Here is a 25,539-nt window from a genome sequence, read left to right on the forward strand (position 1 = left end):
CATAGCAAAAAAGATCCTGGAGCGAAAGCCCTCACGAAGCCCGGTAGGGTCCCGCGATCACGGGCCCGCCTCCGGGGTCACCCACTCCTCGGGGAGCGCGAGCACCGGCCCGATGTCCGCCAGCAGCGCCAGCGCGGACAGCTCCGGGAGCGCGCGCGCGAGCCCGGCGAGCGGCGGCTCGGGGGCCGCCGCGAGCGCCCGGCCGGCCACGCGCGCGAGGGCGCCGCCGCCGTCCGCCCGGCGCACCTCCACCACGTCGTCCGCCGCGATCCCGGCCCGCTCGCGGGCCAGCCGGATGGCGTCGGCGAGCGTGCCGATGCGATCGACGAGCCGCCGCTCCAGCGCCTGCTGGCCGGTCCACACGCGCCCGCCGGCGACCGCCTCCACCTCGGCGGCGGTGAGCCGCCGCCCCTCGGCCACGCGGGCCACGAACTGACGGTAGAACGCGGAGATCTGCTTCTCGAGGACCGCGCGCTCGGCGGCCGTCCAGGGCTTCAGCACCGAGGCCAGCCGGGCGTTCTCGCCGCGCTGGTAGGCCTCGGGGTGGATCGAGAGCTTCGCGAGCAGGCCGGAGAGATCCGGCTTCGCCGCGAACACGCCGATCGAGCCGGTGAGCGTGGAGCGCTCGGCCAGGATCGCGTCGGCGCCGACCGCCACCAGGTAGCCGCCGCTCGCCGCCAGGTCGCCCATCGAGGCGATCACCGGCTTGCCCTTGCGCCGCGCCCGCACCGCCTCGCGCCAGATGAGGTCGGAGGCGAGCCCGTCCCCGCCGCCGGACTCGATCCGGAGCACGATGGCGCGGACCGCGGCGTCGTCGGCGGCGCGGTGGATCTCGGCGGCGATGCTCTCGGCGCCGGCCACGCCGTCGCCGCCCAGCGGGTCGGGGCGGCTCCTGCCGCGCGCGATGATCCCCTCGACGCGCACCACCTGGATCACCGCCGGCCGGCCCCAGCGCTGCGCGAGCCGCTCCGGCTCGGGCCGGTACGCGCCGCGCTCGAACAGCCGGCGGCCGGCGACGGCGCGCCCCCACTGCTCGAGCTCGTCGGGCCAGGCCACCAGGTCCAGGAGCCCCGCCTCCTTCGCCTCCTCGGCGCCGAACAGCCCCTGGTCCACCAGCGCGCGCACGCGCTCCGGGGGCAGGCGCCGCGCCTCGGCGACCTGGGCCACGAAGCGCCCGAACACGTCGTCCAGGACCGCCTCGGTCGCCTCGCGCGCCTCGGGCGAGGGCGCGTCGCGCACCAGCGGCTCGGCGGCGCTCTTGTACGCGCCGGCCTTCACCACGTCGAACGCGATGCCCAGCCGCGCCAGCCCGCCGCGCAGGAAGAGCTGGGACGTGGAGATGCCGTTCACGATGAGCGGCGCCCCGGGCGGCGCCGCGATGGCGGTCGCGCCGGTGGCGAGCCAGTACTCGCGCGTCCCGCCGCCCTCCAGGTACGCGAGCACCGGCTTCCGCGCGCGCACCGCCGCCAGCAGCGCGCGCAGCTCCTCGACGCGGCCGCCGCCCAGCGGCAGCCCGCCGATGCGCACCAGCAGCGCCCCGACCTCCGGGTCGTCGCGCGCCGCCTCGAGCCGCGTCACCAGCGTGCCGTAGGGATCCCGGTCGCCCACGTCGAACACGAGCACGCGCCGCCGCTGGAGCTCGCGGTCCACGTCCACGGTCGGCATCACGACGCCCGGCCCGCCCGAGCGGTAGCGCTCCTGCGAGAGCCGCGCGCCGCCCAGCCACCCGCCGCGCCCGCCCACCCCGGCCCCCGCCAGCGTGACCCCGGAGTGCGGCCCGTTCCAGGTGACCGACACGAGCCCGAGCGGATCGCCGGCGTCGCCGGGGAGGTCGCGCAGCGGGAGCTGCACCTGGAGGCCGAGCGCCACGCCGCGCCACAGCTCGGCGGAGGCGGCGAGCGCGAGGTGGTCGGAGCGGAAGGCGTCGCGCGCCTCGTCGTCGGCCAGCAGGTCGGCGGAGAGCGTGAGGCGGTCGTGCCAGAGCCGCGTCGCGAGCCCGAGGTCGTAGCGGACCGGGACGTCCGCGCCGCCCAGCCGCGCGTCGCGGCCCAGCATGGCCGCGCCGACGGACAGCCAGCGGGCGGGGCGCAGCGTCAGCCCGAGATCCCAGCCCCCGGCCTGGTCGAGCGCGTCGTTCCGCGAGGAGATCCAGGTCCACGCGACGCCCAGCGAGAGCGCGCGGCCGTCGCCCAGCGTGAGCCCGAGCCGGCTGCGCCGCCAGCGCTCGGCGCCGGCGTCGAGGCCGGGCCGGAGCCACTCCACCGAGTACCCCAGGCCGAGCGGGCCGAGGCGGTCGCCCGCGTACAGGCCGTCGCCCCGCGCGCCGGGCCGCAGCCCCGACTCGTGGAAGTACTGGAGCCCGAGGCCGCCCAGGAAGCCGATCGCGGCCGGGTTCGCGGAGAGGCCGGCGGGCTCCTCCGCGGCGGCGGCGCCGAGCGAGGGCACCGCCAGGCCCGCGGGCAGGCCCTGCACGCGATCGGTGACGGCGGAGAGCTGGGCGCGGACGGCGGCGGGGGCGGCGAGCGCGAGCGCGAGCGCCGCGAGGTTCACGAAGCGTTTCATGGTGGCTCCGGCGCGGATTCTACCGGAGCCGCCCGGGGCGCGGGGGCGGCGCCGCCGTCGCCCGGGCGCCGGGCCCCAAGCGGACGCGGCGCGGTGTCACTCCTCGTTGCCGGCGTCCTCGACCGCGCGGAGGTGCTCCTCCGCCAGCGGGACCAGGTTGCCGGCGCGGTACTCGCGGAACACCTGCAGGAGCTGCTCCTTGTGCGGGCGCACCTTGCCGAGCGGGCACGCCTCCCACTCCTTCACCGGCTCGTCGCAGTACCCCATGCGCTTGTCGCCGCACTTCGGCTGCAGGTACCCGCCGATCTCCGGGACGGCCTTCATCACCTCGCGCCGCATGAGCGCCACCATGTGGCGGATCTCCCACTGCGCCCGCCAGCACAGCCGCAGGTCGGCGATGTGCAGCAGCTCGGTGAAGTTCACCATCACCTGGAAGTTGGTGGGCGTGGCGTTCGGGAGCACGAAGCGCGCGTCCTCGGCCGGGATGCCCTTCGCGAGCGCGTCCTCGTACACGCGGGTGATCTCGCGCATGAGCCGGTCGTACTCGTCCGCCATCCCGGCGACCTTCTGCCAGGTCTTCGGCATGACGTAGTCGAGCCGCTCCTCCTTGTACTTCACGTAGCGCTGCGACTGCTGCTCGAAGCTGATGCCGATGCGGTGGCGGACGAACTGGTGCGAGAGCGCGCGCGACACCCCGGAGATGCCGAACCAGAACACCACCTGCTCGAGCGGCGAGGCGTGGCCGGTCTTGAGCCGCTCGCCGATGAAGTCGCGGATCCGGTCCGCGGAGATGGAGCCGTCGCGGATCTCGCCCCAGACCTCGCCCGGCGTCTTCGGCGTGTAGCAGGTGCGGTACGCGCCGTAGAGCTTCTGCAGCGGGTCGCGGGCGTAATCGATGAGGGTGACCTCGAGCGGCATGGATCGGCTCCGGGGAAGGGCGCGCATCTTACGACGAACCCACGACAGCGCGGGAGGGGCGCCGCGCCCCGTGCTAAGGGTGGCGCATGCCCGCCCCCAAGCCCGCCGCCGACTCGCGCGTCGAGGTCACGCACCTGGTGATGCCGTTCGACGCGAACACGCTCGGCACCGCGTTCGGCGGCACCGTCATGCAGTGGACCGACCTCGCCGCGGCCATGGCCGCCATGCGCCACGCGCGCGTCCCGGTCGTGACGGCCTCCATCGACCAGCTCTCGTTCCTGGCGCCCATCCGCATCGGCCAGATGGCCATCCTGCACGCGCAGGTGAACGCCGTGTTCGGCACCTCGATGGAGGTGGGCGTCGAGGTGCAGACCGAGGATCCGCTCACCGGCGAGCGCAAGAAGTGCTGCGACGCGTTCCTCACCTTCGTGTCGCTCGGGCCCGACGGCCAGCCCACCCGGGCCCCGCCGCTGCGGACCGACAGCGACGACGAGCGCCGGCGCGAGCGCGAGGCGGGGGAGCGCCGCGCGGCGCGGCTGGCCTCGCGGACGCCGCGCGCGCCGTGACGGGCGGGCGGCGTTTCGCTTGAGGGGCAGGGATCCCGGGGCCATATTGCGGCGTCCGGGCGGCGTCCGCCGCCCCGCCCCCACAGGAGGCCGACGTGCGCCGCATCCTCTCCTTCGCCGCTTGCATCGCCCTCGCCGCCTGCCGCACCGCGCCGACGGCGCCCCCCGCCGCCCCGGGCGCGCCGCTGCCGCCGCTCGACGAGGCGGCGCTCGACCGCTCCGCCGACGCGTGCCAGGACTTCTACCAGTTCGCCTGCGGCGGCTGGATGGCGCGCACCGAGATCCCCGCGGATCGCTCGGTGTGGAGCCGCGGGTTCGCCGAGCTGGACGAGCGCAACACCGCCCAGCTCCGCCGCATCCTCGAGGCCGCCGCGGCCGGTCGCGCCGATCCGGCCGACGCGTTCTCGGGGAAGGTGGGCGACTACTTCGGCTCCTGCATGGACGAGGGGGGCATCGAGGCGCGCGGCCTCGCCGACCTGAAGGCGGGGTGGGCGCGGATCGACGCCATCGCGGATCGGCCGGCGCTCGCCGCCGAGCTGGCGCGCCTGCACGGCGCCGGGATGACCGCGCCGTTCGGGCTGCTCGCCGACCAGGACGCGAAGGACGCGACGCAGGTGATCCTGATCGTGAATCAGGGCGGGCTCTCGCTGCCGGACCGCGAGTACTACCTGTCCGACGCCGGCAAGAACCCGGAGATCCGCCGGGCCTGGGCCGCGCACCTGCGCAGGATGCTCGGCCTGGCCGGCCTGCCGCCCGCGCAGGCCGAGGCGGGCGCCGCCGCGGTGGAGAAGTTCGAGACCGGGCTGGCGCGCACGCACTGGACCCGCGCCGAGCTGCGCGACCCCGCGCGCATCTACAACCGCGTGGACCGCGCCGGGCTGGAGCGGCTCGCGCCGGACTTCCCCTGGGCGCGCTTCTTCGCCGATCTGGGCCAGCCCGGGCTCGACGCGGTGAGCGTGACCACGCCGGCGTTCGTGGCCGAGGTCGGCAAGCAGTTCGCGTCGGCCCCGCTCGACGCCTGGAAGGCCTACCTGCGCTGGCACCTGCTCGACGACATGGCCGCGTTCCGCGCGGTCCCGGCGGTGCTGGTCCAGGAGCGCTTCGCGTTCCAGAGCGCGAGCTTCTCCGGCGCGAAGGAGCTCGCACCCCGCTGGAAGCACTGCGTGGGCGTGACCGACGAGGCGATCGGGTTCGCGGTCGGGCAGGCCTACGTCCGCCGCCACTTCGGCGCGGAGGGGAAGGACCGGACCACGCGGCTGGTGGCCGAGATCGAGAAGGCGATGGAGGCCGACCTGGGCTCGCTCTCCTGGATGGACGCGCCCACCCGCGAGCGCGCCCGCGAGAAGCTCGCGCGCGTGGTGAACAAGGTCGGCTACCCGGACGCCTGGCGCGACTACGGGACGCTGCGCGTGGACCGCGGCTCCTTCTTCGCGAACGTGCTCGCGGCGGGCCGGTTCGAGACGACCCGGCAGCTCGCGAAGATCGGCAAGCCGGTGGATCGCGGCGAGTGGTTCATGAGCCCGCCCACCGTGAACGCCTACTACAACGCGTCGATGAACGAGATGGTGTTCCCGGCCGGCATCCTGCAGCCGCCCTTCTTCAACCGCGAGGCGCCCGAGACCGTGAACTACGGCGCCATCGGGATGGTGGTGGGGCACGAGCTGACGCACGGGTTCGACGACGAGGGGCGCCAGTACGACGCGCTCGGCAACCTGCGCGACTGGTGGACGCCGGCGGTGGGGGCCGAGTTCGACCGGCGCGCCGCGTGCCTGGTGAAGCAGTACGGCGCCTACGAGGCCCTGCCCGGCGTGCACCTCGACGGCAAGCTCACGCTCGGCGAGAACATCGCCGACCTGGGCGGGCTGAAGCTCGCGTTCGCGGCCATGCAGGCGGCCCGGCGCGCGCGGCCGGGGGCCGATCGGCCCGTGCTCGGCTTCACCCCGGAGCAGCAGTTCTTCGTGGGCTACGCCCAGTCCTGGTGCTCGAAGTACCGCGAGCAGGAGGCGCGCCGGCGCGCGGTGGTGGACTCGCACTCGCCGCCGCGGTTCCGCGTGAACGGGCCGCTCTCCAACCTGCCGGACTTCGCGCGCGCCTTCGCCTGCGCCGAGGGGACGCCCATGGCCCGGCCCGCGGCGGAGCGCTGCGAGATCTGGTGATCAGCTCGCGCCGCGCAGCCGCAGGAACAGGGCCGCGGCGTCGTAGAGGCTGAGCCGCGCGGCGCCCGCCTCGAGCGCCACGCCCACCGGCAGCGGCACGGGCTCGCGCCCGATCCGCGCGCCGGCGAGGCGCGTGCCGTTCGACGAGCCCACGTCGGCGACGCGCCAGCGGGCGTCGCCGTCGCGCACCAGCTCGAGGTGCGCGCGCGACAGCGTCGGGTCGTCGATGACGATGTCGTTCCCGGCGGCGCGGCCCACCCGCAGCGGCGCGCCGTCGGGGCCCGGCTCCAGCACGATGGCGATGGGCTCCTTCGCCGTCGCGGCGAAGCGCACCTCCTCGGTGCGCAGCGTCTCGCGCCGCCGGGAGGGCGGCCGCCACGGGCCCGCCTCCCAGACCAGCCAGTCCTGCGGGTGCTCGCGCACGAACGCCCGCAGATCGGCGTCGCGATACTGGCGCGCGAGCCACGTGAGCAGGTAGCCCCTCAACGCTTCCCCCTGCCGGCCCGAGACGGAGGCCGTCACCCGGAGCAAACCAGAACTCGCACCGAGTGTCGATGCGGGTCTCGCGGTACCCCGTGCGGTGCTCAGCCGCGGATCCCCGCCAGCAGGACGGCGGGCAGATCGCGCCAGCGGCGGCGCGTCTCGAGGCGCACCAGGCTGCGGCCGAGCGCGTCGGTGGTCGCGTGGCTGGGGAAGAACGGCGGCTTCGCGAGCGTCCGCGCCGGATGCCAGACGACGACCTTCTCCACGCCCTCCAGCATGACCGTGTTGTGCACGAACCCGCGCCCGCTCTGCACGTCCTCGAGCGTCGAGCCCGGGAACGCGCCCCAGGGCGCGGTGCCGAGGCCGTAGCCGTACCCGGCCCAGGTGTTCACGGCGACCGTCCCGTAGCGCAGCCGGCGGACCGCGCGCTGGACCGCGGCGTTCAGGGCCGGGTCGGCCAGGGTGCGGGGGTGGACGACGATGTGCGCCGCCAGCGTCCCCCAGAGCCGGTCGTTCGAGAACGCCACGGCCTGCTCCAGGAAGTCCACCGGGTCCTCGGAGCCGATCGTGGTCTCGGACAGGATCGAGCAGAACGGCTCGGTGACGAAGGCCGGGTCGTCGGAGGCGGCGTCGAGCCCGGTCACGAGCGTCCACGGCAGCGCGCCCTCGCCCTGGCCCACCTTCCGCACCGAGGCGCGCCCCTCGGTGAGCGCGCGGTAGCGGTCGGCCGCCCCCGGGTACCAGGCCCGGCGCGCCGGCGACAGCGCCATGTAGTGCTCGACCGCCGCGAGGAACGCGTCGCGCCGGCGCCAGCCGCCGGGGAGCACCAGCAGCTTGGCCGCGTTGCAGTTGAAGGACGCGTTGTACGTCACCATGCCGGCGACGCTCTCCGCCTGGAACCGCAGCGTGGCGGCGTCCCAGGGGCCCGGCACCACCAGCACCGGCGAGACGTTGCCGAGCTCGCTCGTGATCTCCTTCGCGAGCAGCGGCGTCCCGCCGGCCCGCCGCGCGTCGCGCTCCGGCCCGGGCGGTCCCCACACGATGGTGTCGTGCGTCCGGTCCGAGCCGGTGATGTGCACCTCGTCCACGCCGCGGTGGTGCGCGAGGTAGCTGCCCTCCTCCGCGCCGCCGTACACGATGGCGAGCACGTTGCGGGCGATCGCCGCGGAGAACGCGTCCTCGAGGATCGGCCCGAGGTAGGCGTTCACCGGGTTCATCTTGAGGACGCAGACCTTCCCCTCGTTGAACAGCTTCCCGGCCACGTCCACCGGCGGGATCGAGTTGATGTTCCCGGCGCCCAGCACCAGGCAGACCTTGCCCTGGTGGTCGGGCGCCTTGTGGAACCGGGCGCGCGTCTCGTGCAGCCGCTCCGCGGTCATGCCCTCCACGAGGTGGGCCTCGGCGCGGACGCCGGCGAAGAGCAGCGCGTCCTGCCGGGTGAGCGGGAAGACCTGCACCGACAGGCGGCCGTCCACCGTGTCGGTGAGCTTGCCCACCGGCGTGTTGCCGTTGCGCGAGAGCAGCCTCAGCGACCGCTCGAGCTGCCGCAGGACCCGCGCCGTCACGTAGGGGCCGGAGAGCCACTCCTCGCCGGCCTGCGGCGCGTCGGAGGGCAGCCCCTTCGCCGCGCAGGCGGCCTCCACCGCGCGGGCGGCGGTGCGGCCGACGCCCTCCAGCATCGCGCGCGCGAGCGCGGCCCGGTCGGCGAGCGAGGCGGCGGCCCAGCCCGGCGCGGCCTCGCGCAGGCGGGCGACGGCCTCGTCGAGCGCTCGGGGTTCGGTCGGCCTTGGCGCGGCGGGCATCGAGGCTCCCATGCCGGCAAGCGTACGCGAGATCCGGCCTGGCGCGCCCGTTCTCCGTGGGGCCCCGCGGGCGGCTGGCAGCGCGCCGGGGGGCCGGCCTCAGGCCGGCTCGGCGCGGCGCAGGGTCGCGAGCGTGACCTCCGGGCTCGCGTTCACGCGCACCCGGATGCCGGACATGCCGATCCCGCGGTTCACGTACAGCTGAACCGCGCCGAGCTGGTAGCGGCCGCGCACGTACGGCTCGCGGGCCACGCTGGCGAGGAACAGCGGCGTGAGGATGGGGATGTTGATCTGGCCCCCGTGCGTGTGGCCGGAGAGGCAGACCATGGGCCGGTCCAGGTGGCGCAGCTTGTCCGCGGTGCGCGGGCCGTGCGCCAGCACCAGCGGCGCGACGCCCGCCGGCAGCCCCTTCACCGCGCGTTGCACGTCGTCGCGCCGGGTGAGGTGGTCGCCGACGCCGACCACGTGCAGCGGCGCGCCGCGCAGCCGGATCGAGGTCCACCCGTTCTCCAGCACCTCGTACCCGTGCCCCTTCAGCGCGCCGGCCGCGCCGTCGGGATCCACCCAGACGTCGTGGTTGCCGAGCACCGCGATGGTGGGGGCCACCAGGCCGCCGAGCAGGTCGTGCATGGCCGCGAGCTCGCGCCGGCTGTGCGAGAGGTAGTCGCCGGTCAGGACCACCAGGTCGGGCGCGAACGCGTTCGCGTCCTCGATGGCGGCGCGGACCGTGGCCGCCGGCGTGCGCGGGCCGACGTGCAGGTCCGAGAGCTGCGCCACGCGCAGGCCGTCGTGGGCGGGGTCGAGCCCGGGCACCTCGAACGTCACCGGGTCGGTGTCGGGGAGCCGGGGCTCGGCGGCGCTCGAGGCGGCGGGCACCAGGCCGGCCGCCCCGGCCGCGCCCAGCAACGCCGCACCCTTCAGGAACTGCCGCCGTCCGAACCGATCCATCGAGCCCGCTCCTCCCGCCTTCGGCGGCCCATGCCGCGCCGCGTGAAGGTTGGAACCTCCGGGCGCCGGAAGCGATTCCACGCCCGGGCACGCCGGCCACGTCGAGGGCCCCGCCTCGGAGCGACGCGCCGGCCGGGCCGGATGTTCAACGCCCCGGCCGCTCAGCGCTTTCGGGCCGCCACCTTGCGGAGGTGCGCGAGCACCACCTCGTCCACCGTGCCGTCCTTGCGGGTGCGGCCCTCCAGGTTCTCCCACCCCTGGAAGTCCTCCAGCGCCTGCTGGCTCGCCGCGTCCCAGGCGCCGCTCGGCGCGGCGGGCGGCTTCAGGAACCCGAGCCGCAGGAGCAGGCCCTGCACCTCGCGCGCGACCTTCGCGTCGAGCGGGACCGCCCGCAGCGTCTCGCCGAAGTAGAACTGGTGCACGTCGCGGTAGAGCCGGGTCAGCTCGGCGATGGGCCGAGGGTGGTCGTCCACGCGCAGGTCCACCCAGACGTCGCCGGAGCCGCCGTACCCGCCGCCCGGCTTCACCACGAGCAACGCCGCGCTCTCCATGCCGCGCCGGTCGCCGCCCGCCGCCTGCCCGGCGGCGAGCGCCGCGAGGAGCCGCTCGGCGAGCGGCTTGCCCGCGTCGCGCGCCGCCTGGTAGGCGCGGGCCATCGCCTCCGGCACCGCGCGCCCGGCCAGGATGTTCCCCTGCACCGAGAAGCCGGGGCCGGTGACGTGGCTGGCGTGGTCGAAGCACCGCGCGCCGGTGTACGCGGCGGCGTTGCCCTTCGCGTCCACCAGGCCGATCTGCCGGTCGGCGGCCTGCGGGTCGGCCGCCACCAGCCGCCGCACCACCTCCTCCGCCGGCACGCCCGCGGCGAGCAGCCGCAGCGCCTCCGCGCGCCAGGCCTCGTTCGCGAGCGCCTGCGTCGCGACGCCGCCGACGCCGGCGCGCGCGGCGGGCACGAGCGCGCCCACCGCCGGGAACTTGGACTGCACCGCCACGCCGATCTGGCCGGTGGCCGGATCGGCGGCGACGATGCTGAAGGTGCCGAGCGCGAGCGCGAGCAGGGGAGCGATCACCGTGACCTCCGGGGTTGACGCGCCGCCCGGCGGGGCCGAAGGTAGCGCTCCTCGGGACGCCGGGCGGGAGGGAACGTGGCGAGGATCCTCGACAGGGCGCCGGAGTTCAAGCTGCGGGCGGTGCGCGGGCGGGGCGAGCCGGTCGAGGTCTCGCTCTCGGGGCTGGCCGGCCGCTGGGGCGTGCTGCTGTTCTACCCGCGCGACTTCACGACCGTCTGCCCGACCGAGGTGCTGGAGCTCTCGAAGCGCATGCCGGAGCTGCGCGCGCTCGGCGCCGAGGCGATCGGCATCTCGGTGGACGACCTCGACACGCACCGTCGGTGGATCGAGGAGAAGCTCGGCGACGTCGCGTTCCCGCTCGCGGCCGATCCGGACCGGGCGGTGTCGCGCGCCTACGGCGCGCTGCTCGAGCGCGAGGGCGTGGCGGCGCGGGCCACCTTCGTCGTCGATCCGGAGGGCGTGGTGCAGTACGCCGCGTTCCACAACCTCAGGGTGGGCCGCTCGATCTCGGAGATCGTCCGCGTGCTCGAGGCGCTCGAGACGGGCGAGAAGGCGCCGGCCGAGTGGAGGCCGGGCGCGCCGACGCTGGGACGTTGAGCCGCGGCGCCCGCGACGAGGCGGGGAGGGACGGGCCGGGGATCGGGGTGTCGGGCGGGGCCGGGTCTAGCGGCCGCCGAGCAGCGCGGCCGGGGGGACGCCGAGGGCCTTCGCCATCTTCTCGATGGTCTCGAGCGGCGGCGAGCGTTGCCCGCGCTCCAGCATCGAGACGTACGACACGGAGATCCCGACCTTGTCGGCCAGCGCCTTCTGCGAGAGGTTCTTCTTCGAGCGGAGGCGCCGCACGTTGCCGGCAAAGCGCGTCAGGAGATCCATGGCGCGACAGTTAGCAAAGGGGTCCCACAGCAGCAGCGTCCTTTTCGGGTCTGCCCCCGGTCGTTCTCGACCCACAGTGATGGCCCCAGCGCCCGGCCGTGAACATGATCAGCCTCCGATCCCCCACGGGAAGGAGCAGCAGATGGCGAAGCCGATCTGGAAGGTCGAGGTGGGCGACGAGGCGCCCGACTTCGAGCTGATGGCGACGGGCGACACGGCGGGGAAGGGCGCCGCTCGACGGAAGGTGAAGCTCTCCGACTACCGAGGAAGGAAGAACGTGGTGCTGGCGTTCTACCCGGCCGCGTTCACCCCGGTCTGAACGGTGCAGATGCCGTCGTACGAGGAGGATCTCTCCGAGTTCGAGCGGCGCAATGCCCAGGTCCTGGGCATCTCCACCGACCAGGTGTTCACCAACGAGGCGTGGGCGAAGTCGATGGGCGGCCTGTCGTACCCGCTGCTCTCCGACCACTGGCCCCACGGGCAGGTGTGCTCGGCGTACGGCGTGCTGCGCGGCGACTCCGGCCAGGCCGAGCGCGCCATCTTCGTGATCGACGAGCAGGGCAAGGTCGCCTACGTGGACGTCCACGACATCGGCGAGCAGCCGCCCACCGACAAGATCATGCAGGCGCTCGACAAGCTGAAGTAGCCGAGGAGGCCCGCCATGGCGGACGACGCCGCCCCCAAGCCGCTCGAGCTGTCCCGCTACTGCGTGCCGTTCACGCCGTTCGCCGGCAAGCTGGAGGAGGCCACCCTCTGCCTCGTCTCCACCGCCGCGGTGCGGCTCGCCAGCGACCCGCCGTTCGACACCGGCGGCGACACCACCTGGCGGGCCATCCCCGGCGACGCGGAGGCGAAGGACCTCCGCTACGACGACGCGCACTACGACCACGCCTGCGTGGACGCGGACCTGAACTGCGTGTTCCCCATCGACCGCGTGCGCGAGCTGGCGCGGGACGGGCGGGTGGGCGGGCTCACCGCCCGCCACTTCTCGCTCGGCTACAGCCAGGCGCTGCGCGAGCTGCGCGAGCGGACCATCCCGGCGCTGGTCCGCGAGATCGACCGCGAGCGGCCGGGCGCGGTGCTGCTCACCGGCGGCTGACGGCTGTGCCACCGCACGGTGGTCACCGTGCAGCGCAGCATCGAGCTGATCGGCATCCCGACGGTGGTGATCACGGTCGAGCCGGAGGAGACGCTGCAGGCGAGGCCGCCGCGGGCGCTCTGCCCGCGCGGCTTCGTCGCCGGCCACTCGCTGGGCCGGGCCGGCGACGCCGCGCTGCAGAAGTGGATCCTGACCGACGCGCTCGCGCTGCTCACCGCCGAGCCGCGCCCGGGCCAGGTGGTCGTGCGCGACTACGCGTGAAGCGGATCCCGCCCCGCCCCGCGCGCCGGCGCAGGGCGGGACGGGCCTTGCCGTCACGGGCCCGCGTACACCGTCACGCCGCCGGGCCCGTACTTCAGGCTGGGCCCGTGCGCGATGTACACGATGCGCGGCGACGCCCACCGGTCGAGCTGGATGCTGCGCACCGGGTTCCAGGCCATCTTCGGCGCGCCCTGCGGGACCGTCCCGGAGGCCAGCCACGCGCCGTCCTTGTAGCGCCCGAAGCCGCCCCACCCGAAGCCGACCCAGATCGACCCGTCCGACGGGTCGCAGGCGATGGCGCTGGCCTGGTTGCCGGTGCCGGCGGGGAGGTCGATGCGCTGCACCGAGAACGCGTTCGCCGGGTCGCTCACCGTCTTCGCGCGGTCGATGGTCACCCGCGCGATGCCCTTGCCCGCCGAGGCGACCCACAGCGTCCCGTCGTCGCAGAACGTCAGCCCGGAGACGTTGTCCCAGTACGTGTCGTCCGCGGGATCGCCGCCGAAGAACGTCGCGTGCGGCGTCGGCGGCGCCATGCTGCCCCACCAGCCGTTCCAGCTCGGGCGGTTCATGGTCGCGTAGTCCGGCAGGCTCGCGGTCCGGACCTCGTTCGAGAACCAGGGCACGTTCGCCACCGGGTCGAGCGCGAGGCCGGTGGACTCGCCGGTGAGGAAGCGGCCGTCGCTGCCGGTGATGGCGGGGTGCTCGTGCTCGAACACCGCGAAGCTGTCGGCGAACGCCGCGTCGCCCTTGATGTAGTCGAGCCAGCCGCGCTGCTCCGGGTGGGCCGCCAGGATCGAGAGCACGGCGTGCGACGAGCCGAGGTAGACGTCGCCCTGCGAGAGCGCCCGGCCGGCGTCGTGGTTCACCACGATCCGGTGCACCACCCGGCCCTTGCCGCGCCGCCCGGACACCCAGGTCGAGTCGGACCAGGTCTCGCCGCAGACGGAGTTCCACGGGACCTGGGGGTAGTTGCTGTTGTCCCAGTGCTCGCAGATGACGCCCGGCGGCGAGGCGATGAACACGTGGCGCCGCAGCGTCACCTTGGTCCCGTCGAACGCCACCACGTCGGCGCCGCCCGAGCGCCGCGCCCACTCGGCGTCGTAGTCGTAGTCCGAGCCCACGCCGCGGTAGCCCACCACCGCCGCGCCCGCGGCCGCGCCCGCCACCGAGATGATGGGGCAGACGGCGGCCGGGCTCTGCGGCGCCTCGACCGCGATCTCCGCGGGGTCGTGGCAGTTCGCGGTGAGGCCGGCCGCGGCCGGGTCCACCCGGACGAAGTCGCGGTCGTCGCGGCGCTTCACGAACAGCGCCGACCCGCCCGCCACGTACACGTTCCCGCCCTCGTCCGCCGAGGCGTCGCTCACCTCCGCGGTGAGCCCCTGCGCCTCGCCGTAGAAGGTGAACCCGCCCACCTCGGCGGGCGGATCGACCGGCGGCGGCGGGGGCGGCGGGGGCGCGGGGCACGGCAGCGCCGGGCAGCCCGGCGCCACCGGGCAGGTGCCGTCGCAGACCGGGGTCGGATCCGACGTCTTCGGCTTCGAGGACCCGGACCCGCACGCCGTCAGCGCGGCCAGCGCCGCGCCCGCCACCAGCCCCACCGCCAGCCAGAACCCTCGCATGCCCCGCCCTCGCTCCCGCGGCCCGGCGGCCGCTCGTGTGCGCCGGGAAAGCTGGGGCCAGCAGCGAGACGGGCCAAGCCGTGCTCGAGGGGAGGCCCCCGCTGCCGCCCTGCCGCGCCGGGGCGCCGGCGGGCTCGCCCCGCCCCGCGGGCCGTGCCAGAATCCGCCGGTGCTCCAGGGCGATCTCGCCACCTTCCCGCTCCCCGACCTCTTCCAGTGGCTCGACCAGGGCCGCCGCGCCGGCGTGCTCGAGATCGACTCGGGCGACGGCGCGCGCTTCTGGCTGGAGGTGCAGGACCGGCGCGTCCGGGCGGCCGCCCGCCCGCCCGCCGAGCACGTGGGCCTCGGGACGCTCGCCGGCTGGCACCACGCCGAGCCGCCCGAGGCGCTCTGGCCGGAGGCCTGCGCCGACCGGATCGTGGACCTGTTCCTGGCGCCGCCCGGCGGCCGGTTCGCGCTGGTGGACGGCGCGGCCGGGTTCGAGGACGGCGTGCCGCTCGATCTCTCCCTCGGGCAGATGACGCTGGAGGGGCTGCGCCGGCTGGACGAGTGGCCCGACCTCGACCGGCGCTATCCGTCCGAGTCGGCGCTGCTGTGCGCCGACGGCGCCGGCGCCCCGCGCACGCCGGGGCAGCGCGCGCTGCTGGAGGCGGCGCGGCGCCGGGTGTCGATCGCGGAGGCGCGCCTCGCGCTCCACCTCTCGCGCCCCGCCGCGCTCCGGCGCATCGAGGCGCTCCGGGAGCTCGGGCTGGCGCACGTGGAGGGCGTGGCCGCGCACGCCGACCCGGTCTCCTCGCTCATCGACAAGGCGCAGCTGCTCGTGGGCGAGCGGCAGTTCGACGAGGCGTCCATCGTGTTCCGCAGCCTGCTCGCCGCGGATCCGTCGGATCGCCGCGTCCGCGCGCTGCTGCGCGAGGCCGAGCGCGAGCAGGTGGCGGCGCTGTACGAGGAGCTGTCGCCGATGGCGGTGCCGGTGCTGCTCGGCGGCCCCGCCTCGCTGGACTCGCCCGCGGGGCGGCGGCTCGGGGGCATCGACCGCGAGGTCGCGTCGCGCGTGAACGGCGCCTGGGACGTGGCCAGCGTCGCCCTGTCCTGCCCCCTGCGCGAGGTCGAGACGCTGAAGTCGCTGCGGAAGCTCGTCCGGCTGGGGCTGGTGGACCTGCGCGACGGCGCGCCCCCCGCCCGCCGACCGGGCCGCGGCGGCGGCCCCGGCTCACCGTAGGAACCCGCGTGGGCGACGCGCGCGCCGTGACACGCGCATGACGCGAGGGGCCTAATCCTGTTCCGGAGGGAGACGGCTCATGGAACAGGTGATCGACCCCGCGGTGCACCCCGGGAAGCCGCTGCTGCGCGGCGTCTCGCACGAGATCGCCGCCTCGCTGTCGCTCGCCGCCTGGGTGGCGATGGCGCTCACGGCCCCGCCGGGCCGGGCCAGCGTCGCCGCCCACGTGTACGGCGCCTCGCTGTTCACGCTGTTCGCGGTGAGCGCGCTCTACCACCGGCCCATGTGGTCGCCGCGGCCGCGGCTGCTGATGCGGCGCCTCGACCACTCCGCCATCTTCCTGCTCATCGCCGGCACGTACACGCCCATGTGCCTGCTGCTCGGCGAGAAGGGCACGCCGGTGCTGGCGCTGGTGTGGACCGGCGCGGTGCTCGGGATCTTCCGCGCCGTCCTCTGGCCGCGCGCGCCGCGCTGGCTCAGCGCCGCGCTGTACGTGCTGCTCGGCTGGCTGATCCTGCCGCTCCTGCCGGCGGTGGCGCGGGCGGCCGGCGCGGGCGGGCTGGTGCTGCTCGCGCTCGGCGGCCTGGTGTACAGCCTCGGCGCGGTGGTCTACGCCACCAAGCGGCCGAACCCGTTCCCGGGCGTGTTCGGGTACCACGAGGTCTTCCACGCGATGGTGATCGCGGCGGCCGCGCTCCACTTCGCGGTGGTGCTGAGCGCGCTGCGCCGGATCGGCTGACGCGCGCCGCTCAGATCCGCTCGAGCTTCACCATCGCGGCCACGAGCAGGTGCAGCGCGAACAGCGCCTCCGGCTCGGTGACCGCCGCGTCCGGCTTCGCCGCGATCCGGCCCAGGCGCAGGAACTCGCGCCCGTCCAGCCCGAGCAGCGTGGCGCGCGCCGCCGGCGCGACCTCGTCCACCCGCAGCCCGGCGAGGACCTCCGCGACCGCCTCCGCGGCGCGCCGCGCCGCCGGCCCGTAGGAGCGCTCGCGGATGTCGTGCTCCACGTCGGCGAGCGCGGCGCCGCGCCCCGGGAACATCCGCGCGAACGACAGGCCCAGGAGCTGGCCGCGGTCGCGGTACGCCTCGGGCGCGGAGGGATCGGCGCGGGGCGCGGGCGCGCGGCCGGCGGGCGCCGCGGCGGCCGGCGCCGGCGCCTCGGCCGCGGCGGAGATCCGGGAGGCCAGCTCGGAGCCGCCGCCGGACAGGATCTGCCGCGGGGCCGCGCGGTGCGGCTGGCGCGCGTCGAGGTCCTTCACCACCCGGCGCGTGATCTCCTTCAGCGCCGCGAGCAGCCCCTCGCCGCGGCTCGCCACCGTCTCGAAGTCCGGCGCGCCGAGCAGGTTGAGCTGCCGCCGCAGCTCGGCCACCGGCAGCACGCCGGGCAGGTCGCGCTTGTTGTACTGGAGGACGTGCGGGAACGCGGGCAGGTCGATGCCCATCTCCGCGAGGTTGGACTCGAGGTTCGCGAACGACTCCAGGTTCGAGTCGAGCACCGACGCCTGCGAGTCGGCCACGAACACCACGCCGTCGGCGCCGTTCAGCACCAGCTTGCGGGTGGCGTCGTAGAAGACCTGGCCCGGGACCGTGTAGAGCTGCAGGCGCAGGGTGAGCCCGCGCACCTGCTCGGACTTGAGCGGCAGGAAGTCGAAGAACAGCGTCCGGTCACCCTCGGTGGAGAGGCTCACCAGCTGGCCGCGGCTCTCCGGCCGCACGCTCGCGTGGATCTGCTGGAGGCTGGTCGTCTTCCCGGACAGGCCGGGGCCGTAATAGACGATCTTGGCCGAGATCTCGCGCGCGAGCGCGTTGACGGTGGACACGCCCGCGCATTGTAGCCGTCGCCGGGAGGTTGGCGAGGTGGGCGGCGCCGGGGGCGGCCCCGCGGTGAAGGTGGAGGTGCGCGCGGGTCGCCGGTCAGGCGACGCGCCGGCTCACATCCGGTAGCCGACCACGAAGCTCGCCACCGGCCCCGGGGCGGTGGTGGACCAGGCCACGTCGAGCCCGAGCGCGGGCAGGGCGACGTCGGCGACGTGCAGCCGCAGGCCCAGGCCCGGCGCGACGTACCGCGTCGTGTCGCCGCGCCAGCGGGCGACGCCGGCGTCGAGCAGCGCCACGCCGGTCGCGACCCCCCAGCGCGGCCGCCAGATCGGCACCGCGTACTCGAGCGCGGTGCTGGCGGCGCGCTCGGCCCAGAGCCCGCCCACCGGGAAGCCGCGCGCGCCGGGCCCGCCGCCCAGGCGCAGCGCGTCCACCGCGGCGTCCCCCTCGACGCCCTGGCCGGCGATCGCGATCGACCAGGCGTGGCCGAGCCCGTTGGCGCCGCCCCAGGTCGCGCGCGCCTCCGCCTGGCGCAGGTCGCGCCCGCCCCCGAGCGCCGCGGCGGCGTGGCGGTAGCGGACGCGCGCGGTGACGCCGCGCTCGTGGAACAGGTGGAAGTCGCTCCCGTCGTACGCCACCGCCGCGACCAGGCCGCGCGCCGGCCCGACGTCCGCGGGCGGCGCCCAGCCGTCCTCGGCGCCCGCGTCCGTCCACAGCCCGAACCAGCCCGCGCTCACCGCGAGCCGCTCGGTGAGCCGGCGCCCGAGGGCGGCCGACAGGTCGGTGCGCGCGTCGCGGTAGGCGTAGACCACGTCGCCGCCTTCGGTCCGCTCGCGCCGCGCGTCCTGGCGCAGGGCGAACGCGTCCACGGTCCAGCGCGTGCCGGCCACCGCGCGATCCCAGTAGCCGGCCATCCCCGTCGCGCCGCGCGTGGACAGCGTCCCGCCGGCCACCAGCTGCTTCCCCCATCCGAACAGGTTCGTCTCCACCAGCAGCAGGCCGCCCCCGGTCTCCCCGCCCGAGGAGGTGAACATGGGGATGGGCAGGAGCGTCCACCGCTCCTGCACGTCCACCTCGAGCGCCACGCCGCCGGCGCCGTCGGGGCGCGGGGTCACCCGGACGCCCTTGAACAGGCGCAGGTTGAGCAGCCGCTGCTCCAGCGCGGCCGCGTCGCCGTCGAACCGGTCGCCCACGTCGAGCTCGAGCGCCTGCCGCACGTAGGCGGCGGCGGTGCGCCGGTTGCCGGTGACGGAGATCTCGCGCACCACCGCCGGCTCGCCGCCCGCGGCGAGCTGCGCGGCGAGGAGGAGGCAGAGCCCCTGGAGCGCGAGCATCGCGGGGTCTGTAGTCGGACGGCGGCCCGGCGTCCACCGTGATAAACAGGCGCGCATGGCGTCCACCTCGCTCACGTTCGCGACCCGGGCCGAGCACCGGGCCTGGCTCGAGTCCCGGTCCGCGCTGCCGGAGGGCTTCCGCATCGGGACCTGCGCGTTCGAGTTCGTGCCGGTGGAGGTCCCGAAGCCCGGCCGCATGCGGCTCACGCTCGTCGCGCTCGACCGGCCCACGCCCGCGTTCGCGGCGAAGTTCACGCGCAACGCGTTCCCGGGCGCGCCGGTGCTGGTGGGGCGCCGCCGGCTGGACGGCGCGGCGCTCGGCGCGGTGGTGATCAACAACAAGGTGGCGAACGTGTGCGCGCCGGACGGCGTGGAGGCCGCCGAGCGCGTCTGCGCCGAGGCGGCGCGGCTGCTCGGGCTCGCGCCGGAGGAGGTCCTGCCGTCCTCGACCGGCGTCATCGGGTGGCGGCTGCCGGTGGAGCGGATGGTGGAGGCGCTGCCCGCCGCCGCGGCGGCGCTGCAGGGCGGCTCGGCGCTCGCCGGCGCCGAGGCGATCATGACCACCGACCTCTACCCGAAGCTGCGCCGGGCCGAGGTGGGCGGCGGGAGCATCGTGGGGTTCGCGAAGGGCGCCGGCATGGTCGAGCCGAACCTCGCGACCATGCTCGTGTACCTGCTCACCGATCTCGACGTGCCGCGCGACGCGCTCCGCGCCGCGCTGGACCGGGCGGTGGAGGGCAGCTTCAACCGCATCTCGGTGGACTCGGACACCAGCACCTCCGACACGGTGGTGCTGCTCTCCTCGCGCAAGCGCCCGGCGCCGCCGGCCGGCGACTTCGCCGCGGCGCTGGCGCGCGTGTGCGGCGACCTCGCCGAGGACGTGGTCCGGAACGGCGAGGGCGTGCACCACGTGGTGCGGGTGGCGGTCCGCGGCGCGCCGTCGGACGCGGCGGCGCACCTGGTGGGCAAGGCGGTGGTGAACTCGCCGCTGCTCAAGGCCGCCGTGAACGGGAACGACCCGAACGTCGGCCGGCTGCTGTGCGCGGTGGGCAAGGTGGCCGGCGCGGCAGGGATCGCGCTCGACCCGGCGCGGGCCGTGATGCGGGTGGGCGGCGAGGTGGTGCTGGAGGGCGGCGCCATGCGGCTCGACCCGGAGAAGGAGCGGCGGCTGGTGGCGCACATGAAGGCGGCGGAGCTGTACGCCAGCGCGCCGCCGCCGGACGGCGTCTCCTTCCGGCCCCCGATCGACCACCCGCCGCACGAGCGGCGGGTGGAGATCGACATCGACCTGGGGATGGGCGCCGGCGCCTGCGAGGTGCTCGGCGGCGACCTCTCCCACGAGTACGTCACCGAGAACGCCGACTACCGGAGCTGAGGCTCGGCGCGCGACCCGCTCGCGACGAGCATCCGCTCACCCCGAGCCTGTCGAGGGGCGAGCGGATGCTCTCGATCCGTTCCGCCGAGCCGTGCGGCTCAGCGGATGCCGATGGCCGGGCGCGGCGTCCCGTACCGGCGGCAGCGCTCGGCCAGGCCGGGGAAGTCCTGCTCCCAGCCGGCGCAGCGGGGCGGAGGGGGCGCGGGCGTCCACGCGGTGGGGCGGCGCGCGTCGCCGGGGCCGGGCACCACCAGCGATCCGACGTCGTCGCCCTTCTCGTAGACCCGCCGGATCTGCGCGGCGAGGCGCGCCACCTCGGCGTCGCCGATCCGGCCGCTCGCCGTCGCCTGGTAGAACTGCACCGTCACGCGCACCGGGAAGCGCGGGTCGCGCTCGACCGTGAGCCCGGCCAGCTCGGTGTACGGGCCGTCCAGCGCGCCGTGGCCCAGCACCGCCGCCTCGAGATCCTGCGCCGGCGCCCCCATCGACTTCGCCTGCGGCGCGGGCGCGGCCGCCATGGGCGCCTGCTCGTAGACCTGGGCGCGGCGCGGCGGCTCGCGGCGGCGGAGCGGCACCTGCACCAGCATGAGCACGTTCGCGTCGTCGCCCAGCTCGGAGGCGGCCTCGCCGTTCATGGTGGTGCCGCGCCCGCGCACGTCGGAGAGGCGCTCGGCGGTGAGCGGGGCGCGCTCGCCGCCCGCGTTGAAGAACAGCCGCTGACCCCAGCTCGCGCCGCCGGAGACCGTGTCGCGCGCGTTGTCCACCACCGTGAGCGAGGCGCCCTGGCGCGTCACCAGGATGGTGAGGACCGCCGGGTCGCCCGCGGTGGACTGGTAGTTGAAGATCACCGGGTGGAAGGTGGCGCGCCCCTGGCGCGGCACCGGCAGGAACGCCGCCTGGGCCGAGACGAGCGCGTGCGTGTCGCGCGGCGCGAGCAGCGAGCCGCCGCGGATGGCGCCGTCGCGCGGCGAGGACAGCCAGCGCGCCGGGTCGGCGAGCAGCTCGCGGAGCGTGATGACGCGCTCGCGCCGGCCCTCGCGCGCGTTGCCCACCCGCAGCCAGATCCGATCGAGCGGCACGTCGGCGGTGCGGTCGGCGAAGTTCGGGAAGCGGAGCACCGGCATGAGCGCGAGCTTGCGGGCGTCGCCGTCCTCGGAGACCACCTCCAGCGTCACGTCGCTGATGTTCGGGCCGAGCGACGAGCCCTGCCAGCGGCCGGTGTCCTCCCAGGTGACGTTCACGAGGTTCAGCCCGTGCGCCTGCGCGGCGCGGCGGGCCTCCGGATCCGAGACCATCCCCGCCACCCGCTGGACCACGGCGGGATACGGCTCCGGTCGCGGCTCGCCGCGCCGCGCCGAGGCGACGACGGGAGCCGCGAGGAGCGCGAGGGCGGTCCCCAGGGCGAGGAGGCGGAAGGGCAGGGCGCGGCGTCGGGTCATGGCGTTCCTCCGGGTGGTTCGCAGGGGTGAACGCGCCGCCTGCGAAACGGATCTGCGGGCGCCCGTCCGGGCCGCGGACCGCGGCGGCCGCCGTGCGGACCGGGCGGGCCGCGCCGCCGGCGCTTCGCCCCGAACCAGGGGCGGTTGCGCGTGCGCCCGCCGGCACCCGCGGTGCACGTGCGAGGCGCATGTCCACGGACGAGCGCGCCGCCGGCGCCGGGAGCTTCCGATGATCGCCGCCGCGGAGCGACACCGCGCCGAGGGGCGCGAGGCAGCGGGGCGGCGCGACGCGCGCGCCGCCGGTCAGCGGTTCGACGAGGCGCTGCAGCGCGCACGCCGGGCCGGCGAGGGCGCCCGGGCCGGCGCCGCCGACGCCGCGCGCGCGAGCCGGTGGCGCGGGGAGGCGGCGCGCGGGGAAGCGGAGGGCGCGGCCGGCGACGCGTTGCGCGCCGGCGGTCCGGGCCGCGGCACGGCGCGGCCGGCGAGCGCGCCGACCGGGTACGCGAGCCTCGGCGACGCCGGTCCCGCGGCCGCGGCCGCCCAGGCGCCGACCGCCGCGCCGACGCTGCCCGGCGCGGGCCCCGCACCTGCGCTCGCCGACGTCGCCGCGCTCCGCGCCGCCGTCCGCGCGCTGCCCGCCGCGATCGAGGCGGCGCAGCGGGCCGACGGCTCCGCGCTGACGCTCGCGTTCGGGTCCGCGCTGGGCGTGGACCTGCGCGCCGGCGCCACCGGGATCGAGCTCACCCTCCGCCCCGCCGCCGCGCTCGCGCACGCCGCCCGGGCCGAGCTCCCCGGCCTCGCCGCCGCGCTCCGCGCCCGCGGCCTGCGGGTCGCCCGCGCCGAGGTCCGCGCCCGCCCGGCCACCCGGGCGCCTGCCCCGGGCGACGCCGCCGGGACGCCGTCCGCCCGCCCGCGTTGACGGCGCAGCGGGCCTCCTATAAAAGGCTGACCCTACGGCACCGTCGCCAAGTGGTAAGGCCCGGGTCTGCAAAACCCGTATTCGGCGGTTCGAATCCGCCCGGTGCCTCTCGAACATCCCCGAGGAATCCAGAAGGGCGCCCGTGGGGCGCCCTTCGTCGTTGGGGCAGCGGCGGGGAGCATCCGCCCACGGATCCGGAGCAGGCCATGGCCGAGAACAGGTACGACGACGCCGTCGTGTTCGCGAACTACAGCCGGATGCCCCGGTCCGTCGCAGGCCTGGCCGAGGCCGGCGAGTGGCCGGCGTTCCGGGCGCTGCTGCCGGAGCTCCGGGACCAGCGGGTGCTCGACCTCGGCTGCGGCTTCGGGTGGCACTGCCGCCACGCCTGCGAGCAGGGCGCGCGCTCGGTGGTCGGCGTGGACGTCTCCGAGAGGATGCTCGAGCGCGCCCGGGCGCTGGGCTCCGACGCCCGGCTCACGTACGTGCGGTCGGCCATCGAGGACGTCGAGCTCGCGCCCGCGGCGTTCGACGTGGTCATCAGCTCGCTGGCGCTCCACTACGTCGCCGACGTGCGGAAGGTCCTCGCGAACGTCCGCGCGTGCCTCCGCCCGGGAGGCGCCCTGGTCTTCTCGGTGGAGCATCCGATCTTCACCGCCCGCGCCGAGCAGGAGTGGTGCCTGGGACCGGACGGCGAGCGGCGCCACTGGCCGGTGGACGGCTACCAGGACGAGGGGCCGCGCACGACGACGTGGATGGGCGCGGGCGTCGTGAAGCACCACCGGACCGTCGCCACCTGGGTGGACTCGGTGCTCGACGCCGGGTTCCGCCTCGAGCGGCTGGTCGAGCCCCAGCCGCCGCCGGAGCTCCTGGAGGCGCATCCTGACTGGCAGGACGAGCGCCGGCGCCCGATGATGCTGCTCGTGTCGAGCCGCGCCGCGGGCGGTGGCACCGGCCGGACGGTGGCCAGGACGGCGGGAGACGCACCGTGAGTGGATGCGCGCGGAGGTCGTGAAGCACCCGGGCCGTCGCCACCTGGGTGTGCCCGGTGATCGGCGCCGGGTTCCTCGCGCGGCTGCGCGAGCCTCGGCCGCCGCCGGAGCCCTCGCCGCGCATCACGAAGGACGGGCGCCGGCGCGCCCGGTGATGCGCCTCGGGTGACGGACGGCGCGACGGGTGGCACTTCGTCGCGCAGCGGGCGCTTCGTGGCGCGCCCCGAGGTCCTGCCTGCGGCAGCCGGCCGCGCTCGCGAGGAACGCAGACGTCGCCGGGTCGCCGCTGGCCGCTCACACCGTGCCCGGCGGCGCACATCGCCTGTCGCCCGCGGGCGCGCTCCGGTCGCCGAGCTGGAGCCTCGACACGCTTCCTGCATGGAGGCATGCGCGGGGGCCGGGTGGACCGGAGGACGAGGCGCCCCACGGGATACCGACATGCTCGCCAACCTCAAGATCCGCACCAAGCTTGCCCTCCTCGTCGTCGTGGGCTCCCTCGCCCTCCTCGCCGTGGTCTTCGCCGCGCTGATGCAGGGGCGCGCGAGCGACGCCACCATCGCCCGCATGGCCGGGAGCGACCTCGATCTCCTGGTCGGCCTCGAGTCCATGTACTCGGCGGGCCTGCAGACCGGGCAGGCGACCCGCAACGTCCTGCTCGACCCCCAGGACCGGACGGCGAAGAAGAACTACCGCGACGCGCACGAGGCGTTCTCGAAGACCCTCGAGCAAGCGCGGGAGCTCGCGCCTCCCGAGCTGAAGACGCGGCTGCAGGAGGTGGACCGCCTCTGGGACGCGGACCACCTGCTCAAGCAGGAGGTGATGAGCCTCTCCGAGACCGGCAACCGCGAGGAGGCGGTCGCGGTCCTGGTGAGCAAGGAGACCCCGGCGTGGCGCGCGGTGAAGCAGGTCATCCTCGAGCTCCGCGACGAGCAGCGGCGCGCCTTCTCGAGGAGCGAGGCGTCCGCCCTCCACGACACGGCCGTCGTCAGGCGGGTGGTGCTCGCCACGATCGTCGTCGCCGCCGCGGTCTTCGTGCTCCTCTCCGTGGTCCTCACGCGGAGCATCTCCGCGCCGCTCCGGGAGGCGATCCGGGTCGCGACGGCGATCACGCGCGGCGATCTGACCGTGACCGTCGCGGCCGATCGTCGCGACGAGATCGGCCAGCTCCAGGCGGAGCTGGGCGCCATGGCGCAGAAGCTGGCCCAGGTGATCGGCGAGGTCCGGAGTGGCGCCGAGGCGCTCGCCGGCGCCTCGCAGCAGGTCTCCGCGACGTCCCAGGCCCTGTCGCAGGGCACCGGCGAGCAGGCCAGCAGCGTGGAGGAGACGACCGCGTCGCTCGAGGAGATGAGCGCGTCGATCGGTCAGAACGCCGAGAGCTCCCGCGCGACGGAGGCGGCCTCGAAGGAGAGCGCCGCGAACGCGGAGGAGAGCGGGAAGTCGGTCCGGCAGACCGTCGCCGCGATGAAGGCGATCGTGGAGAAGATCTCGATCATCGAGGAGATCGCCTACCAGACGAACCTGCTCGCGCTGAACGCGGCCATCGAGGCCGCGCGGGCGGGAGAGCACGGCCGGGGGTTCGCGGTGGTGGCGGCCGAGGTCCGGAAGCTCGCGGAGCGCTCGCAGAAGGCCGCGCAGGACATCGGCGGCCTGGCCGGCTCGAGCGTCGCGGCCGCCGAGCGCTCGGGCGAGCTCATCGAGACGCTCGTGCCGGCGATCCGCAGGACGGCGGCGCTGGTCCACGAGGTGGCGGCGGCCTCCCAGGAGCAGTCCTCCGGCGTCGGCCAGGTCTCCAAGGCGATGGCGCTCGTCGATCAGGTGACCCAGCGGAACGCGTCCGCCGCCGAGGAGCTCAGCGCCACCGCCGAGGAGCTGGCGTCGCAGGCGGAGGGGCTGCAGCAGCTCATCTCCTTCTTCCACGTGAACGGCCAGGGCGCTCGCGTCGCGCTCACCGCGCCGCCGCCGTGCGCGGCGGGCACGTCCGCGCGCCGCCTGGCGACGGCGACGGCGGCCCTCGGCGCAGGGGCCCGGCGGCTCTAGAAAGGCCGATCCGGATCCACCGAAGCCGCCCGCCCGGGCGGCTTCCTCGTTT

At 75.8% G+C, this 25,539-nt stretch carries 22 protein-coding genes and 1 tRNA gene; 12 read left to right on the plus strand and 11 right to left on the minus strand.

Features of this window, described 5'->3' with window-relative positions; all coding sequences use genetic code 11:
• Positions 1 to 57 precede the first annotated feature (57 nt).
• Together sppA and thyX are read right to left on the minus strand one after the other, a co-directional pair.
• Positions 58 to 2,562 (minus strand): signal peptide peptidase SppA, encoded by a 2,505-nt coding sequence (gene sppA / locus ADEH_RS05840; protein WP_011420195.1) that lies wholly within the window; start codon positions 2,560 to 2,562, stop codon positions 58 to 60.
• Positions 2,563 to 2,658: 96 nt separating this feature from the next.
• Positions 2,659 to 3,480: an FAD-dependent thymidylate synthase gene (gene thyX, locus ADEH_RS05845; protein ID WP_041453355.1), complete on the minus strand. Its 822-nt coding sequence runs from the start codon at positions 3,478 to 3,480 to the stop codon at positions 2,659 to 2,661.
• A gap of 86 nt (positions 3,481 to 3,566) precedes the next feature.
• On the opposite strand from thyX, the gene ADEH_RS05850 reads away from it, so the two are divergent.
• Both ADEH_RS05850 and ADEH_RS05855 read left to right on the plus strand, forming a co-directional pair.
• Positions 3,567 to 4,046 carry an acyl-CoA thioesterase gene (locus tag ADEH_RS05850; RefSeq protein WP_011420197.1) on the plus strand — a complete coding sequence of 160 codons (480 nt, stop codon included), beginning with the start codon at positions 3,567 to 3,569 and terminating at the stop codon, positions 4,044 to 4,046.
• 95 nt (positions 4,047 to 4,141) lie between these two features.
• Entirely contained in the window at positions 4,142 to 6,202 is a 2,061-nt protein-coding gene (locus ADEH_RS05855; protein ID WP_011420198.1) for a M13 family metallopeptidase, read from the plus strand.
• Here the strand turns inward: ADEH_RS05855 and ADEH_RS05860 are convergent, their stop codons facing one another.
• From ADEH_RS05860 to ADEH_RS05875, 4 genes are all read right to left on the minus strand, one after another.
• A complete protein-coding gene (locus ADEH_RS05860; protein ID WP_232287438.1) occupies positions 6,203 to 6,688 on the minus strand; it encodes an FHA domain-containing protein in 486 nt (161 codons plus the stop codon).
• A 98-nt stretch (positions 6,689 to 6,786) separates the two neighbouring features.
• Positions 6,787 to 8,487 (minus strand): aldehyde dehydrogenase family protein, encoded by a 1,701-nt coding sequence (locus ADEH_RS05865; protein ID WP_011420200.1) that lies wholly within the window; start codon positions 8,485 to 8,487, stop codon positions 6,787 to 6,789.
• Positions 8,488 to 8,586: 99 nt separating this feature from the next.
• Positions 8,587 to 9,435 carry a metallophosphoesterase gene (locus tag ADEH_RS05870; protein ID WP_011420201.1) on the minus strand — a complete coding sequence of 283 codons (849 nt, stop codon included), beginning with the start codon at positions 9,433 to 9,435 and terminating at the stop codon, positions 8,587 to 8,589.
• Positions 9,436 to 9,596: 161 nt separating this feature from the next.
• A complete protein-coding gene (locus ADEH_RS05875; RefSeq protein ID WP_011420202.1) occupies positions 9,597 to 10,502 on the minus strand; it encodes a DUF1028 domain-containing protein in 906 nt (301 codons plus the stop codon).
• A gap of 75 nt (positions 10,503 to 10,577) precedes the next feature.
• On the opposite strand from ADEH_RS05875, the gene ADEH_RS05880 reads away from it, so the two are divergent.
• Positions 10,578 to 11,099, plus strand: coding sequence for a peroxiredoxin (locus ADEH_RS05880; RefSeq protein ID WP_011420203.1), 522 nt, complete (start codon positions 10,578 to 10,580; stop codon positions 11,097 to 11,099).
• Positions 11,100 to 11,165: 66 nt separating this feature from the next.
• On the opposite strand, the gene ADEH_RS05885 is transcribed toward ADEH_RS05880, so the two are convergent.
• Positions 11,166 to 11,375 (minus strand): helix-turn-helix domain-containing protein, encoded by a 210-nt coding sequence (locus ADEH_RS05885; protein WP_011420204.1) that lies wholly within the window; start codon positions 11,373 to 11,375, stop codon positions 11,166 to 11,168.
• A 142-nt stretch (positions 11,376 to 11,517) separates the two neighbouring features.
• Here ADEH_RS05885 and ADEH_RS23435 point away from each other — a divergent pair, with 142 nt between their 5' ends.
• Together ADEH_RS23435 and ADEH_RS23665 are read left to right on the plus strand one after the other, a co-directional pair.
• The gene (locus ADEH_RS23435) at positions 11,518 to 12,021 is read left to right on the plus strand and encodes a peroxiredoxin (RefSeq protein ID WP_232287440.1); all 504 of its coding nucleotides are present in this window, start codon (positions 11,518 to 11,520) and stop codon (positions 12,019 to 12,021) included.
• Between the two features lie 15 nt (positions 12,022 to 12,036).
• Positions 12,037 to 12,735, plus strand: coding sequence for a PrdB family protein (locus tag ADEH_RS23665; protein ID WP_240679521.1), 699 nt, complete (start codon positions 12,037 to 12,039; stop codon positions 12,733 to 12,735).
• Positions 12,736 to 12,788: 53 nt separating this feature from the next.
• Here the strand turns inward: ADEH_RS23665 and ADEH_RS05910 are convergent, their stop codons facing one another.
• The gene (locus tag ADEH_RS05910; protein ID WP_011420208.1) at positions 12,789 to 14,354 is read right to left on the minus strand and encodes a hypothetical protein; all 1,566 of its coding nucleotides are present in this window, start codon (positions 14,352 to 14,354) and stop codon (positions 12,789 to 12,791) included.
• 169 nt (positions 14,355 to 14,523) lie between these two features.
• Between ADEH_RS05910 and ADEH_RS05915 the strand changes: the two genes are divergently transcribed.
• Together ADEH_RS05915 and trhA are read left to right on the plus strand one after the other, a co-directional pair.
• A complete protein-coding gene (locus ADEH_RS05915; protein WP_011420209.1) occupies positions 14,524 to 15,576 on the plus strand; it encodes a DUF4388 domain-containing protein in 1,053 nt (350 codons plus the stop codon).
• Positions 15,577 to 15,655: 79 nt separating this feature from the next.
• Positions 15,656 to 16,315 carry a PAQR family membrane homeostasis protein TrhA gene (gene trhA / locus ADEH_RS05920; protein ID WP_011420210.1) on the plus strand — a complete coding sequence of 220 codons (660 nt, stop codon included), beginning with the start codon at positions 15,656 to 15,658 and terminating at the stop codon, positions 16,313 to 16,315.
• A 10-nt stretch (positions 16,316 to 16,325) separates the two neighbouring features.
• On the opposite strand, the gene ADEH_RS05925 is transcribed toward trhA, so the two are convergent.
• Together ADEH_RS05925 and ADEH_RS05930 are read right to left on the minus strand one after the other, a co-directional pair.
• Positions 16,326 to 17,396 carry a GTP-binding protein gene (locus tag ADEH_RS05925; protein ID WP_011420211.1) on the minus strand — a complete coding sequence of 357 codons (1,071 nt, stop codon included), beginning with the start codon at positions 17,394 to 17,396 and terminating at the stop codon, positions 16,326 to 16,328.
• 111 nt (positions 17,397 to 17,507) lie between these two features.
• On the minus strand, positions 17,508 to 18,728 hold the full coding sequence (locus tag ADEH_RS05930) for a POTRA domain-containing protein (protein ID WP_011420212.1): 1,221 nt from the start codon (positions 18,726 to 18,728) through the stop codon (positions 17,508 to 17,510).
• Between the two features lie 55 nt (positions 18,729 to 18,783).
• Between ADEH_RS05930 and ADEH_RS05935 the strand changes: the two genes are divergently transcribed.
• Entirely contained in the window at positions 18,784 to 20,103 is a 1,320-nt protein-coding gene (locus tag ADEH_RS05935; protein ID WP_011420213.1) for a bifunctional ornithine acetyltransferase/N-acetylglutamate synthase, read from the plus strand.
• 98 nt (positions 20,104 to 20,201) lie between these two features.
• Here ADEH_RS05935 and ADEH_RS05940 read toward each other — a convergent pair whose 3' ends face one another.
• Positions 20,202 to 21,542 (minus strand): hypothetical protein, encoded by a 1,341-nt coding sequence (locus ADEH_RS05940; protein ID WP_011420214.1) that lies wholly within the window; start codon positions 21,540 to 21,542, stop codon positions 20,202 to 20,204.
• A gap of 229 nt (positions 21,543 to 21,771) precedes the next feature.
• On the opposite strand from ADEH_RS05940, the gene ADEH_RS05945 reads away from it, so the two are divergent.
• The 4 genes from ADEH_RS05945 (at position 21,772) to ADEH_RS22540 (ending at position 25,487) form a co-directional block, all read left to right on the plus strand.
• Positions 21,772 to 22,461: a hypothetical protein gene (locus tag ADEH_RS05945; protein ID WP_011420215.1), complete on the plus strand. Its 690-nt coding sequence runs from the start codon at positions 21,772 to 21,774 to the stop codon at positions 22,459 to 22,461.
• Between the two features lie 36 nt (positions 22,462 to 22,497).
• A tRNA-Cys gene (locus ADEH_RS05950) sits at positions 22,498 to 22,569 on the plus strand.
• Between the two features lie 98 nt (positions 22,570 to 22,667).
• A complete protein-coding gene (locus tag ADEH_RS05955; protein ID WP_011420216.1) occupies positions 22,668 to 23,450 on the plus strand; it encodes a class I SAM-dependent methyltransferase in 783 nt (260 codons plus the stop codon).
• 438 nt (positions 23,451 to 23,888) lie between these two features.
• Entirely contained in the window at positions 23,889 to 25,487 is a 1,599-nt protein-coding gene (locus ADEH_RS22540; RefSeq protein WP_011420217.1) for a methyl-accepting chemotaxis protein, read from the plus strand.
• Positions 25,488 to 25,539: the final 52 nt, after the last annotated feature.

This window comes from Anaeromyxobacter dehalogenans 2CP-C (assembly GCF_000013385.1).
Lineage (GTDB): Bacteria > Myxococcota > Myxococcia > Myxococcales > Anaeromyxobacteraceae > Anaeromyxobacter > Anaeromyxobacter dehalogenans_B.